Source organism: Microbulbifer variabilis, from assembly GCF_056232115.1.
On record NZ_CP174325.1, the window covers coordinates 1,494,795 to 1,507,489 of the forward strand.

General features: G+C 53.6%; 10 protein-coding genes. 5 read left to right on the forward strand and 5 right to left on the reverse strand.

Going from position 1 to position 12,695, the window contains the following annotated elements:
• Positions 1 to 4: 4 nt before the first annotated feature.
• Both ACJJI7_RS06560 and uvrD read right to left on the reverse strand, forming a co-directional pair.
• Positions 5 to 1,150, reverse strand: a complete 1,146-nt coding sequence (locus tag ACJJI7_RS06560; RefSeq protein ID WP_444902438.1) for a TRAP transporter substrate-binding protein — start codon at positions 1,148 to 1,150, stop codon at positions 5 to 7.
• Between the two features lie 133 nt (positions 1,151 to 1,283).
• On the reverse strand, positions 1,284 to 3,488 hold the full coding sequence (uvrD, locus tag ACJJI7_RS06565) for a DNA helicase II (protein ID WP_444902437.1): 2,205 nt from the start codon (positions 3,486 to 3,488) through the stop codon (positions 1,284 to 1,286).
• Between the two features lie 139 nt (positions 3,489 to 3,627).
• On the opposite strand from uvrD, the gene hexR reads away from it, so the two are divergent.
• The 3 genes from hexR to ACJJI7_RS06580 all read left to right on the forward strand — a co-directional run bounded on the left by hexR (position 3,628) and on the right by ACJJI7_RS06580 (position 6,906).
• The gene (gene hexR / locus ACJJI7_RS06570; RefSeq protein ID WP_020413930.1) at positions 3,628 to 4,482 is read left to right on the forward strand and encodes a transcriptional regulator HexR; all 855 of its coding nucleotides are present in this window, start codon (positions 3,628 to 3,630) and stop codon (positions 4,480 to 4,482) included.
• A 189-nt stretch (positions 4,483 to 4,671) separates the two neighbouring features.
• Positions 4,672 to 5,310 carry an NAD(P)-dependent oxidoreductase gene (locus ACJJI7_RS06575; protein WP_282952071.1) on the forward strand — a complete coding sequence of 213 codons (639 nt, stop codon included), beginning with the start codon at positions 4,672 to 4,674 and terminating at the stop codon, positions 5,308 to 5,310.
• A gap of 336 nt (positions 5,311 to 5,646) precedes the next feature.
• On the forward strand, positions 5,647 to 6,906 hold the full coding sequence (locus ACJJI7_RS06580; protein WP_020413928.1) for a multidrug effflux MFS transporter: 1,260 nt from the start codon (positions 5,647 to 5,649) through the stop codon (positions 6,904 to 6,906).
• 27 nt (positions 6,907 to 6,933) lie between these two features.
• On the opposite strand, the gene gstA is transcribed toward ACJJI7_RS06580, so the two are convergent.
• The 3 genes from gstA to ACJJI7_RS06595 all read right to left on the reverse strand — a co-directional run bounded on the left by gstA (position 6,934) and on the right by ACJJI7_RS06595 (position 9,040).
• Positions 6,934 to 7,530, reverse strand: coding sequence for a glutathione transferase GstA (gene gstA / locus ACJJI7_RS06585; protein WP_444902436.1), 597 nt, complete (start codon positions 7,528 to 7,530; stop codon positions 6,934 to 6,936).
• A gap of 64 nt (positions 7,531 to 7,594) precedes the next feature.
• Positions 7,595 to 8,566 (reverse strand): glutathione S-transferase family protein, encoded by a 972-nt coding sequence (locus tag ACJJI7_RS06590; RefSeq protein ID WP_444902435.1) that lies wholly within the window; start codon positions 8,564 to 8,566, stop codon positions 7,595 to 7,597.
• Positions 8,567 to 8,626: 60 nt separating this feature from the next.
• Positions 8,627 to 9,040 (reverse strand): DoxX family protein, encoded by a 414-nt coding sequence (locus ACJJI7_RS06595; protein ID WP_475717118.1) that lies wholly within the window; start codon positions 9,038 to 9,040, stop codon positions 8,627 to 8,629.
• Positions 9,041 to 9,488: 448 nt separating this feature from the next.
• On the opposite strand from ACJJI7_RS06595, the gene ACJJI7_RS06600 reads away from it, so the two are divergent.
• The gene (locus ACJJI7_RS06600; protein ID WP_020413923.1) at positions 9,489 to 10,796 is read left to right on the forward strand and encodes a cation:proton antiporter; all 1,308 of its coding nucleotides are present in this window, start codon (positions 9,489 to 9,491) and stop codon (positions 10,794 to 10,796) included.
• Positions 10,797 to 10,809: 13 nt separating this feature from the next.
• Complete coding sequence (locus tag ACJJI7_RS06605) at positions 10,810 to 12,666, forward strand: monovalent cation:proton antiporter-2 (CPA2) family protein (protein WP_020413922.1); 1,857 nt, start codon at positions 10,810 to 10,812, stop codon at positions 12,664 to 12,666.
• The last annotated feature ends 29 nt before the right edge of the window (positions 12,667 to 12,695 follow it).

Genomic DNA, 12,695 nt, shown 5'->3' on the forward strand with positions numbered 1-12,695 from the left:
CCATTTAATCCTTTCTGTTCTCATTATCCAGCTCTCGCGCCTGGTAATAAGCCTCTTCACTAATCTGGTGGTAGGGCCGTACATCCCGCTCAAAATCCTTAAAGGCTTTATAGATACGGGCAAACTCAGGGTCCTTGTCTGCAGTCTCCTGCATAATTTGCGTGTTGATTTGCTTTAAATGAGAAAGTACTTCATCCGGTAGACGCCTGAGCTTTACACCGTGCTCTTCCACTAATTCACGCAGGGCTCGGTTATTGCGCGCAGTGTACTCATCCAGCATGTCCTGGTTTGCTTCCCGGGCTGCCACGCGCACAATTGCCTGCAGGTCTTTAGGCAATTTATCGAAGGCTTTTTTATTGACAATAAATTCCATCATCGAGCCAGGCTCATGCCAACCAGGATAGTAATAATACTCGGCAACCTGGTGAAAGCCGAATGCTAGATCATTGTATGGGCCAACCCATTCGGTCGCATCAATGACGCCAGTCTGCAACGCTGTATAAAGCTCACCACCAGGAATCGTGACGGCCGTGCCGCCGGCCCGGTTTAATACTTCACCTCCCAGTCCAGGAATTCGCATTTTTAAACCCTGCAAATCCTCGACAGAGTTAATCGGCTTATTAAACCAACCCGCCATTTGCACCCCTGTGGAACCACCTGCCAGGGGTATCAAATTAAAAGGCGCGTAAATCTCCTCCCAGAGTTCCAAACCACCGCCGTGGTGGAGCCAGCCATTCATTTCCTGGGCATTCAAACCAAAAGGTACCGCAGTGAAAAACTGGGCCGCCGGAATCTTGCCTTTCCAGTAATAGGCTGCACCGTGCCCCATTTGTGCCGCACCCTCGGAAACAGCACCGAAAACCCCCAATGCAGGCACCAGTTCACCCGCACCGTAGACCTTAATTTTGAGACGGCCAGCAGACATCTGCTCTACCTCTTTGGCGAAGCGCTCCGGTGCCTGGCCCAGGCCGGGGAAGTTTTTTGGCCAGGTAGTAACCAGCTTCCACTCAAACAATTCTTTATCACCAGTATCAGAAAAGTGTTGTTGAGGCCCTTGAGCCGCACGGGAAGTTACCAGCGCGGCAAAGGTAATTACCAGCAGGGCGAGAAGGCCCAAAATAACGGCGGGGTACCAATTAATTTTTTTCATCGCTTCTAATTATCGTTTTTCTTGTAAGGCGCTGACTGTCAGCTAGCTAACTTTAATTATCGTGGCTCCAGTGATACTGGAGCCACGTGAGATTTGCTTCTTCAAAATAGATTCAGTTTTCCAGACCCTTGGTCTACAGCGGCTGCAATTTAGCCATAGCCACCACCAGCCATTTACTGCCGGCATCATCGAAGTTCACCTGTACCCGTGCGCGCGGGCCATTACCCTCAAACTGCACTACGGTGCCCTCACCAAATCTGGCATGCTCCACTCGCCCTCCCAGGGCGAGCGGTGGCAAATCATCAAAGTCTGGGGCCGGGTCGGAAAACTGACCAACTTTGCCATAATCCGCCTGGTATAGTGGCCGGGAAATCTCAGTCTTGAGGCGCACCTCGTGCACCAAATTAGCTGGAATTTCACCAATAAACCGTGAGGGGCTGTTATAGGTCTCACTGCCAAACAGGCGGCGGTTTTCTGCGTAGGTGATATACAGTTTGCGCATAGCGCGGGTAATTCCCACGTAGCAGAGTCGGCGCTCCTCCTCCATACGACCCGGCTCCTGCGCGGACATCTTGTGGGGAAACAGGTTTTCCTCCACACCCGCCATAAATACCAGGGGAAACTCCAGGCCTTTGGCGGAGTGCAGGGTCATTAACTGAACCGCCTCCTCAAACTCATCTGCCTGGCCCTCACCGGCATCGAGGGCAGCGCTGTCGAGGAACTGGTTGAGCAGAGGAATTTCCTCCTCATCTTCCTCCCCTTCGGGCAGGTCCACACCAGAGAAAGCGCGACAGGCAGTCACCAGTTCCTGCAAGTTCTCCACCCGCGTCTGGCCCTTCTCACCTTTTTCCTTGCCGTGGAATTCCAACAAGCCGCTAGTCTCGATCACACCCTCAGCAATAGCATCCAACTCTTTATCTTCTGCATTCGCTGCCAGCTGGTTAATCAGGTCCAGAAAGCTCTGCAGGGCATTGCCGGCGCGAGCGGCCAATACCCGCTGCTGCAACATCAGCTTGGCCGCCTGCCACAGGGAACAGCCCTGTTCGCGGGCATAGGAGCGCACCATTTCCACCGTGCGCGCACCGATGCCACGGGTCGGCGTATTCACCACCCGCTCAAACGCAGTGTCATCATCGCGGTTGGTAATCAGGCGCAGATAAGACAGGGCATTCTTGATCTCCAGGCGCTCGTAGAAGCGCTGGCCGCCATAGATGCGGTAGGGCACCTGCTCGCGCAGAAGCCCCTCTTCAAGTACCCGGGATTGCGCGTTGGAGCGGTAGAGGATGGCAATGCTGTCGCGGCGGTTGCCATCGCGCACCCAGTCATTGATGCGTTCGACAATAAATCGCGACTCATCCTGTTCGTTGTAGGCCGCGTAGACGGCGATGGGCTCACCCTCTTCACCCCTGGTCCACAACTCCTTACCCAGACGGCCACTGTTATTGGCGATCACCGCGTTGGCCGCATTCAAAATGGTGGAGGTGGAGCGGTAGTTTTGCTCCAGGCGCACCGTCTGGACTTCTTTCAGGTCTGTGGAAAAGTGCTGAATATTCTCGATCTTGGCACCGCGCCAGCCGTAAATGGACTGGTCATCGTCACCCACAGCTGTGATATGGCACTGCTCACCAGCAAGCAGACGCAACCAGGCGTATTGAATCGTGTTGGTATCCTGGAACTCATCCACCAGGATAAAGGGAAAGCGCTGGCGGTAATGGGCGAGAATAGCGTCGTTATTCAACCAGAGTTCATGGGCGCGAAGTAACAGCTCACCGAAATCCACCAGCCCACCACGCTGGCAGGCCTCTTCATAGGCAAAGTAGATCCGCACCATGGTCTGCAACCATGGGTCGGCGCCAGCATTGATATATTGCGGGCGCAGGCCTTCATCTTTCTGCGCACCGATCCACCACTGGGTTTCCCGCGGCGGCCACTTTTTATCGTCCAGCCCCAGATCCGCCTGTACCCGCTTGATCAGGCGCAGCTGGTCGTCGGAATCCAGGATCTGGAAGTTCTGCGGCAACCTGGCCTCTTGCCAGTGGGCTTTGAGCAGGCGATGGGCCAGGCCGTGGAAGGTGCCCACCCACATGCCGAAGGTATTCACCCCCAGCAGCTCTTCGATACGAGCGCGCATCTCGCGGGCCGCCTTGTTGGTAAAGGTCACCGCCATAATGGAATAGGGCGAGGCACCTTCCACCTGCATCAGCCAGGCGATGCGGTGCACCAGCACCCGGGTCTTACCCGAACCGGCACCGGCCAGAACCAATTGATTGCCGGGCGCGGCTGCTACTGCTTCGCGCTGGGCGTCGTTGAGGGGGTCTAAAATCTGAGATACGTCCATGGGCGATGATTGTACCAGAGCTGCTGTGCGAGACCTGTGTAAATAAACAGCATTTTACCCATCCTGACAACGCAAAGCCGCTCGCCAGCGGGGGGCACAGCCGCTACACTGCGCCATCTGGCATAGCGAAGGTAGTCTTGTGAAACCAGCGGAAGTCACGCAAAAAATCAGCGAACAACTGTCATCCATGCGCAAATCTGAGCGCAAGGTGGCGGAGTATATCCTCGCCAACCCGGATGAAATTATTCATATGCGTATTGTTGACCTGGCCACCGAGGCCCAGGTAAGTGAGCCCACGGTAGTGCGTTTCTGTCGCGCAGTAGGCTGCTCGGGGTTCCAGGAGTTCAAGCTGAACCTGGCCCAGCAGCTGGCCTCCAGCCCCAGTTTTGGCCAGATTGCAGTAACCGAGACCGACACAATTGCTGAATACAAGCGCAAAGTATTCGATTCCACTGTGGATACATTGTTGAAGGTACGCGACAGGATTGACGACCGCGCACTGGAAGCCGCTGTGACCGCCATGGCCGCCTCCAAGCGGGTAGAATTCTTCGGCTTTGGTGCCTCCGGTGCTGTCGCTGCCGATGCTCAGCACAAATTCTTTCGCCTGCAACTGGCTACTGCCGCACACTCCGACCATCACATCCAAAATATGTCGGCTATGTCGATGCAACCAGGGGATGTTGTGGTGGCTATTTCCCAGAGTGGGCGGACCAAAGCACTGTTACGCTCCATGAGCATGGCAAAAGAGCAGGGCGCTCTGGTCGTGGGCCTGGCCCCAAGTGGCTCCCCGGTAGCCCAGCAGGCGAGTATTCCACTGGAGGTGGATGTAGAAGAGGATATCGAGATCTACACGCCACTGTCTTCTCGAATCGCCCACCTGGTGGTAATTGATGTGCTCGCAATTGGCGTAGCCCAGCGTAAAGGACCACAGTTGCAAGAGCACCTGTTAAAGCTCAAACAGGGCCTTTACACCCTTCGTGAAGACAAGCACTGAGAGCATGAGCGTCCGCATAACGAAAAGATTAACCACAGGCACCGCATTGACGGCTTCCCATAGCAGCCAATGCACTGCCATCGGCCAACAGAAATTTATTGCTCCAGCACTATTAACTATCCCATAAATACTGCAATACAAAACTAAACTGCTTGGCATCCCCAACAAAGACACCCCGAGATTGAACGCATGAATATTGCATTGATCGGTGCCAGTGGTTTTATCGGTTCTGCACTGTTGGTCGAGGCCTTGGCAAGAGGGCACCGGGTCACAGCTCTGGTTACCCACCCCGAGAAGCTACAAACCCAGGAGAGGTTAACCGCAACCCAGACCGACGTATTAAACACTACGCAGCTTGCCGACTTATTGAGAGGCCACGATGCGGTGATCAGTGCTTTTAGCGGCCACGCCCAACAGGATATTCACGGCTATTACCTGCGAGGCTTCGAATCAATTCTCAACGCCTGCAAAGAGGCGGGGATAGATCGCCTTCTAGTTGTTGGTGGCGCCGGCAGTCTTGAAGTTGCTCCAGGAGTGCACTTATTGGAAACTCCCCAATTTCCACCGGAATGGAAAGCCTCAGCTCTCGGTGCCCTTGATGCCCTCAAGCGACTAAAGCAGGAAAATACGCTACAGTGGACTTTCCTGAGCCCCGCCGCCTTGATCGAGCCCGGCGAGCGCACTGGTCATTTTCGTCTCGGAGGCGACCAGCTGATGGTGGATAGGGATGGCCGTAGCCGCATCTCCCTAGAGGATTACGCCATAGCAATGATCAATGAGCTGGAGCAGCCTCAACATATCCAGCAGCGTTTTTCAGTTGCCTACTAATGAAAACTGTTAAGTTAAAAGATACTGAGTTATTGATAAGCTGGTGAAAAGGTCACTGTCCCGTTACCATTGGGTCACATTGGAGCCTTGGCCAAAGGCCACCAAATACGTACCCTCGGCTGGATAAACACCAATTTTATGTTTGAAATCCAGCCGACATACCCGAATAGACCGCCTTCTCAGCGCCTTTCGCGATACGAAAAAGCTCTCTACCGAAAGAACCGTCTTAAACTCACAGGTTTGATATTGAGCTTGCTGTAGTCTCGACTGTGGTCTGCCATAACAGATCGAGCAATGCGTTTTACGGTTTTCCACTGAGCTGTATCAGAGTCAACTATGAGTTCGAAGCCAAAACCTGATGAAAAAACCACACCGCGTTGGCTGGTGGTATGGCTGGCGGCTCTCGTATCCTTGACGCCCTTTTCGATTGACAGCTACCTGCCAGCTATTCCCGCCATGGCTGCAGCGCTGGATACTGAGGTGGAGCGAGTACAGTATTCAGTTTCCAGCTTTTTGTTGGGTTTCGCCCTGGGGCAATTGTTCGGTGGCCCACTATCAGATCGCTGGGGACGCCGCTTAGTGGGGACTATTGGTCTAAGCATTTATATTGTCAGTTCTCTGTTAGTGCTGCTCACAGACCATGTCGACCAGTTGATTATCCTGCGCTTCCTTCAGGCCATCGGTGGCGGTTTTGCTACTGTGATCTGCGCAGCAATTGTGCGCGACCTGCACAGTGGGCGCGAAGCAGCCAAGATTATCTCTATGATCAGCACCATAATGTTGATCGCTCCCCTGATCGCACCAGTCATTGGGGCACTCCTTCTGGCCATTGGTGGCTGGCAAAGCATTTTTGTTTTTTTACTCTTGTACGCATTGGCAATGCTGGTTCTGGTGCGCCTGTTATTGCCGGAGACCGTGCCGCGCTTTACCCGCGCGCGTCGCCAGCTAATGCCTCTGGGGTCCTTGATCTCAAGTTATGGGCAGGTATTGCGCAATCGCCGGGCCCTCGGTTTCCTGGGCGCCCAGGCCTGTGTGAGCGGATCGATGTTTATCTATATCACCACAGCGCCCTTCGTATTTATGGATTATTTTGAGGTCAGTGCCAGCCAGTTTCCCCTGTTTTTTGGCAGCTGCATTCTGGGCCTGATCTGCATGGTGCAGGTCAATATACGGCTGTTAAATCTGTTTCAGCCGCGCAATATATTGCTGGCAGGCATCTCTCTACAGATACTGGGTTGTGGTCTGCTGTTGCTGGGCACTATGACTGGAATTCGGGAAATTACCTTGTGGATGGTGCCACTGGTACTGGTGATGAGCTGTATCGGCATGACAGGCCCCAACGCTGCAGCCTGCTATCTAGAGTTCTTCCCCAAAATCAGTGGCAGTGCCAATGCCCTCTATGGGGCCACCATATTTATTACCGGGGGGGTCCTGGGCGGATTAGTCAGCAGCATACACACCGGCACCCTGGTGCCTATCGCCGCATCTATGTTTGGCTGTGCGGTGGCAGCATTTTTTTCCGCCATGGTAATCGCTCAGGCGCGCAAGCCCATCGAATCAGATATACCGGCTACCAAACGATTCACCCCACGCTAATCCATGAGGATACCCTGGCAACTGGTCCTACAATTCTTCCTCTTGTAGGGCCTGCTGTACCGATGGCCGTTCCGACATTCGCTTCTGGAACGCCTGCAGCTTGGGCCAGCGCGCCATATCAAACTGCTGGGCTTCCATCCAGCGGGACAGCACATATAAGTAGGCATCCGCCACAGAAAATTCATCGCCCATCAGGAAGTCTTTGTCCAGGCGCTTTTCTATATAGTCGAAGCGTCGTAACAAGCATTCCCGCGCTTGCTCCTGCTCATCCTTGGCGCCATCCCAGAACAGCGGTTTAAATAATTTATGTACCTCTGCACTGAGGAAATTAAGCCACTCCAACAAGCGGTAATGGGCGAGGCTACCAACTGGCGGAGCCAGGTGCGCATCTGGCTTTTGTTCCGCGAGAAACTGTACTATCGTCGACCCCTCTGTCAGTATTTCCCCACCTTCCAACTGCAGGGCAGGGATGTAACCCTTCGGATTTATCTTCCTGAAGTCATCGCCGTTTTCCATGGTATGTGTCTTCAGATCAACCTTGCACAAGTCCAGATCAATACCCGCTTCAAGCGCGACAATATGTGGGGATAGCGAGCAGGCGCCGGGAGTGTAAAAGAGTTTCATTGCGGTCCTCAGGTAACAGTTGCGCAGCAACCAGCAGTATAGGCGTGCATTTTTAAAACGTTACCTAGCCGCGCCTATGCGGTGCAGCGTAATCCAGCTGTGGTCCCTTTGGCACAATTCCAGTGGGGTTGATATGCAGGTGGCTACCGTAGTAATGATGCTTGATATGGAAGAAATCCACGGTTTCCGCTACTCCCGGCCATTGAAACAGCTCCCGGGTAAATCCCCACAGATTCTTAAAGTCAGCCAGGCGCTGCTTGTTACATTTAAAATGGCCATGATAAACAGCATCAAATCTGATTAATGTTGTAAACAGTCGCCAGTCGGCCTCTGTTACCTGATCTCCAGTCAGATAGCGGTTATTCTGCAGGCGCTGCTCCAGCTGTTCGAGAGTACTGAAAAGCGACTCATAAGCTCGCTCATAGGCCTCTTGGGTAGTGGCAAAGCCGGCACGATAAACCCCGTTATTTACGGTTTCATAAACCACATCATTTGTCGCATCTATATCGCCCTGCAGGTCATCGGGGTAAAAGTCATCCTCGCTACCGGTGAGACGATCAAAGGCACTGTTGAGCATTCGGATGATTTCAGATGATTCATTGCTAACAATACACTGGCGCTGTCTGTCCCACAGCACTGGTACAGTGACACGTCCACTGTAATCACTGTGATTGCGCTGATATAGCTGGTAAAGGTAATCATATTGAAAGAGGTGATCACCACTGCTGCCTTCCTCGGTGTTGAAGGACCAACCATGCTCACGCATAAAGGGGCTGACAATAGAAATATCTATGTAGTCGCGCAGATTTTTTAATGTGCGGAAAATGAGCGTACGGTGGGCCCAGGGGCAGGCGAGTGAAACATACAAGTGATAGCGACCCGCCTCAGCGATAAAGCCTCCCTCTCCACTCGGCCCCGGGGCTCCATCACTGGTCACCCAATTGCGGAGCTGTGCTGCCTCACGCACAAACTCACCCTGGCTTTTACCAGTGTCATACCAGTGGTTGCGCCACTGTCCATCGACCAAAAGGCCCATCACTACCTCCCGGCGCTCTCGTGAGTTACCTCCTAGTCCCTGTTGAAATCAGCGCAGTAACTATTTTTTACGGAACCAGTGGTCCAGACTGAAGCGCCCTGCACCAGCGCAGGCAAGAATCAAAAAGCCGCCGGCAATGGTGATGTTTTTCATAAAGCTGGTCATCTCACCTGAATCTCCGGGAGAGAAGTGCACCATCCAGGCGCTGGCAAGGCAGAAAAGAAACAGAATTATCGCCGCAAAGCGGGTAAAGAGGCCAAAAAATACTGCCAGCCCCCCGAGCAACTCAACCACAATCACCAGAGGCAGTAAAAAGGCCGGGAGTCCCATGGATACCATAAATGCCTCTGTCATTTTATAGCCGCCGATTTTGTTCCAGCCGGCAAAAATGAATATCAGAGACATCAATATTCGTCCTACCAATTTGGAGGTGTCGCACAATGCAGGATGGTTCGCCATAACTTCCTCTCTCATTTCAGGGGAATTACAGACAATGGAATGCCTCCAGTGTAGTTGGGAACTGTTATGGGAGACGGATGCCGCGCATCGAATATTAGTAATAATCAGATTTAACAAGGAAATGGATGCCAAAATATTGACGAAAATCCATAAGTGGCAGCCTGGACAGCTTCTACTCCTCACCTGGGCGCAAAATTGAAAAATGCAGTTGTGCCTCACTGGGGAGCCGTTACAATTGCGCGCCCCTAATGAAGGCGCTGGCCGGCAGTATCCACATGGCGCGCCCCTGCGTAACCCCGGAACCGGAGCCCTCCTCACGGGAAAATCGAGCGGCGCTCGCACGGCTACAATAACGGCACGCTCACAATTGATAAATTTGCCCGCTGAGAGAGCAGGTATCACTGCTCCTTTTTGAGGGTTGGGAGTAATCCCGGAAATTTCACCCCTGGAGTCCACGCACGGCATGGAAGTCTATTACACCTTTTGTTTTCTTGCCGCTGTGTCGGTTTTTCTCGGCTTCCTCAATCAGTACGTTTTGCGCGCGCAAACCACTATCGCAATCACCGCGGGTGCGCTGGCACTGTCTCTTATAGTGACTGGTCTGGGCAAATTGGGTGTGGTCGAACTGCGCACCTGGGCAGATCAACTACTGCCGTTGCTCAACCTGGAAGATATTCTGCTGAAGGGCATGCTGGGATTCCTGCTTTTCGCCGGCAGTTTACATATCGACCTGCTGGCACTGCGTAACCAGAAAATCGAAATTGGCCTGCTGGCGATCGTCGGCACCCTGATTTCTACATTTGTGGTAGGGGCACTGCTGTACTGGTTTCTTATGTTGATTAATATGCCAGTCGCCTTTGTTTACTGCCTGCTATTTGGCGCACTAATATCTCCTACAGACCCCATCGCGGTGCTGGCAATAATGAAAAACCTGAAAGCACCCGAGCAGGTATCTATCCAGGTAGAGGGGGAGTCCCTGTTTAATGATGGCTTTGGCATAGTGATTTTCGCTGTGATCTATGCCCTGGCCTTTGAGGGCGGCCAACCGACTGTTCCCGCAGTCGCCGAGCTATTCATCGTGGAGGCGATCGGCGGTATTTTGCTTGGCCTGATTATCGGCGGGCTTTTTCACTGGTTGATCTGCTGCACCGATGACCACAGTCTGGAATTATTGCTAACCCTGGTGATCCCCACCGCAGGCTTCTCGCTGGCGAATATCCTCGGTGTTTCCGGAGCCCTGGCGATGGTAGTAAGCGGCATTATTATCGGTAACTTCACCCGTGAACGGGGCTTTTCCCGTGTGAGCCAGCATGAGCTGGATAATTTTTGGAATATTACAGAAGATTTTCTCAACGGCTTGCTCTTCCTGCTGGTGGGCCTGTTCCTGATCACCATCGACCTACGACCCGCAGACTACCTGCTAATGGTAATGGCAATTGTGATAGTGCTGCTGGCCCGGGTCATGGCGGTGGGAGTGCCCTTCCTGTACCTGAAGAGGCGCCGTCGCTATCACCCCTATACCAACCGGATACTGATTTGGGGTGGCCTCAAAGGGGGATTGGCTCTAGCGTTGGCTATGTCCATCCCAGCTGGCAGCGCTTTTGTACAAGGGCAGGACCTGCGTTACCTTTGGGTGGTAATGACCTACGGCGTGGTGCTCTTTTCTATCGTGGTGCAGGGCTCTACCATAGCCCCGTTAATTCGCCGCAGCCGAGAGTTTGCCGAGCCCGAAAGTACAGTGGGCTCCAACCAGCAACACACCGCCAAATAGCGATAATTCATCAATGGAACACTCTAACTTCCTCGTAGAAGCCGTCATTTTTATGGCTGCGGCGGTGATCGCCGTACCCATCGCAACCCGTCTCGGCCTCGGCTCAGTACTCGGTTATCTGCTCGCTGGAGTCGCGATAGGGCCCAGTGCCCTGGGCCTGGTGGGCGATGCCAGCGACGAGATGCACGTGGCCGAGTTTGGGGTGGCCCTGATGCTGTTCCTGATCGGTTTAGAGTTACAGCCAAAAAAGCTGTGGCAAATGCGGGGAGCCATTCTCGGTACAGGCAGCGCCCAGCTCCTATTGACCGCTGCCGCTGTTGCCGGGGTAGCCCTGCTTTTATTTGGCTTAGACTGGCGCTCAGCGGTTGCTATCGGACTGATATTGGCACTTTCTTCAACTGCTATTGTTTTGCAATCCCTCAGCGAAAAAGGGCTGCTGAAAACCCAGGGTGGGCGCAGTGCCTTCGCAGTATTGCTGTTCCAGGATATTGCCGTTATTCCCATCCTTGCACTTTTACCACTACTTGCCGGCACTCCCGCCGAAGCCCACGCCAGTGGCCTGAGTGGCTGGCAATATGCTGCCGCGGTGATCGGCACCATTGCCGCTTTTGCGATTAGCGGCCGCTACCTACTCGGCCCATTGCTGCGCCTGGTCGCGGGCAGCCAGGTGCGCGAGATGTTTACCGTTACCGCCCTGTTAATAGTCTTCGCCGCTGCAGCGGTAATGACCTGGCTGGATCTATCACCGGCACTGGGTACCTTCCTGGCCGGAGTGCTGCTGGCGGAAAGTGAATTCCGCCATGAACTGGAAGCGGATATTCAGCCGTTCAAAGGGCTACTTCTGGGGCTGTTCTTTATTGCCGTTGGCGCGAGTCTGAACTTCGCCCAGATTGCCGAGAACCCATTGCTGTTGTTCGGCCTTGTCATCACTCTGGTCCTGGTTAAGTTTGCCGTTCTTTTTGGCCTTGCACGCATGATGCGCCTTTCGAAAGGGGAGGACTGGTTATTCGCCCTATCCCTCGCCCAGGCGGGGGAATTCGGCTTTGTGCTCGTCTCCTTCTCCACCCAGATCCAGGTCCTGGATGCCGGTGCCAGCAGCCTGCTGGTTGCTTTGATTGCCTTGACTATGGCACTCACCCCGGTATTGCTATTGATATTCGAACAATTTATCCAGCCACGCTTTCTGGTTGGGCCTGAAAGTCCTGTGGAGGTAGATACCCCCCCACCAGTAGACCATGGCTCGCCGGTAATTATTATCGGCTATGGTCGCTTTGGGCAGATCACTGGGCGCCTGCTCAACGCCTGCGGCTTCGGCACTACTCTGTTAGAGCGCAATGCAGAACAATTGGATCTCGTGCGTCGCTATGGCATAGAAGCCTACTACGGGGACGCTTCGCGAGAGGACTTGCTACGTGCTGCCGGTGCCAAAAATGCACGTCTTGTTATCCTGACACTGAGCGACCAGGCCGCATCTCTCGAAATTATCGCCCAGCTGCAAAAGCATTTCCCGCATTTGATTATTCTCGCAAGGGCGCGCAACCGCATGCACCAATATGCACTGATGGAGGCCGGAGTAAAATATATCTTTCGTGAGACCGTGGATTCGGCACTGGCAATTGGTGAGAAGGCCTTAATATTACTCGGCCTTAGTCCGATGCAGGCGCGTAGAGCAGCACGTAAGTTCAAACAACACGACGAGCGTATGCTGGAGGCTCTATTTCCCTACTGGCGCGATGAAACCCAGCACATAGCCCAAGCCCGAATCTATCGAGAACAGCTGTTACAGGCACTACAGCAGGACAGACGCGACAAAGACCTCCACTTGGATCACTACTGGGAAGAAGCGCAACCAGAGACAGAGAAGCCTTAGGGTTGCCGAGGAGTTGAACGGGTATGGCG